Origin of the sequence: Polynucleobacter sp. JS-Polo-80-F4 (genome assembly GCF_018881965.1) — a bacterium.
Classification (GTDB): Bacteria; Pseudomonadota; Gammaproteobacteria; order Burkholderiales; family Burkholderiaceae; genus Polynucleobacter.
Window position 1 is genome coordinate 4,833 of sequence record NZ_JACVPI010000003.1, and the last position, 1,495, is coordinate 6,327.

1 protein-coding gene is annotated in these 1,495 nt (G+C 41.6%); it reads right to left on the reverse strand.

The window, feature by feature from the left end; all coding sequences use genetic code 11:
* Positions 1–1,495 (reverse strand): MBG domain-containing protein (locus ICN20_RS10180; RefSeq protein ID WP_216240511.1); only part of this gene is annotated, 1,495 nt, incomplete at both ends.

The following is a 1,495-nucleotide window of genomic DNA, read 5'->3' on the forward strand; positions in this document are numbered from 1 at the left end:
AGTCCAGAGCTTGCTAGATTCTGACCCAATACAAAGCCTCTGACGGTGGTGCTCAATGTTGGGTTCGCATCACCGTAAGTCTTCAGAGCATCATTGGCGACTACGGTCAGGTGGGCTTTGTTAATGGTTACCGCGTTACTGGCACTTGCTGCTGTCATATCAGGCAACTGATAATTGCTTGCTGTGCCCTTGCACACCACTCCAGAACAATCACCTAAAGTAATTGCAGTCAGGTAACTAGCATTCGCTACGTTAGGGCTATTGCTGGTGGCACCACTGTAGGTCAAGGTTTGATCGCCAACACCAGTAGTAATTGTGACTTGACTACCAGTGAAAGTATTGTAACTATCGTAAGTCTTAACAGCCGATAAGCTGACAGTAGCTGGGGTGATAGTAAGTAAACCACTATTATCGTAGTTAATCTTAAATCCAGGCAATGCTGTTAAGCCATTGGCTTTGATTGTATATGGGCCGCCTAGAACATCAGCCTTTGCTCCAGAGCCTGAAGAAGTAATTTCTAATACCCCTGTATAAATAGAATCAAACTGAGTATTTAAGAACACATCGCCATAAATATTTGCTGATATGGGGCTGCCGCTAATTTCGTAATCTTTCACAATTGATTTGGTCTGCCCATATACCTTGCTGTCATTGGTAGTAGTAATGGTTACTACGCCAAGCTTGTTAAATACGTAAGCATTACCAGAAATCAAGGAAGGATCTAGCGTTTGAGAATTTGATCCCCAGTAAGCTATAGATCCACTAACAAGACCGTTAAATTGATCTTTATCTGGGTTTTGTGAATAAATAACCCATCTAGAGCCATCGCCTAGGTTTGTAATTGCACTAGGACCACTCAAGTTTTTGAAGTTACCTGAAGCATCTAATACCAATGTTGTATTGCCTCCAGTGTTGGAAATTAATCCGTCACTTGTAATAGTGACATTACCGCCACTAATAATATTGGTCGAATTAAAGAGCGAAATATTGCCACCGATTGTGATGTCGCCTGTATTGCTACTTCCTATAACAAGTGATCTATAAAAACCACCAAATAAGCTTCTGCTATCAGAGAAAAATTCCTCCGGCAATGATAGGAGCCCTCTGCCAGACCCCAATCCAATGCTTGCGCCATTTGTATAAGTGTCTACAAGTAGGATTCCGCCTTTATTGAGAATCGATTCTGGATTGCGTACGACAAAGGAATCTGTATTAAATGCAATTGTCTCGCTAAATCCAAGAAGAGCTGCGTTATGACCAAGAACAATAGTTGGCGAAGTGTACTGTTGCAAATTCAGTGTACGTACACCTACATTTAGATTTAACGTATCTGAGCTTTTGACAATTAATGATGAGAGCGGGTTAAGGCTACCAATGTCATTATTGAAAGTAACTATATTTGCTTTAACACTTAAAGAGTTCGAGCCTGCATTGAGCCACGGTGCATCATAGGCCCACCAGCCATTTTGCTCATCCCAACTATTGCGGTCATTAA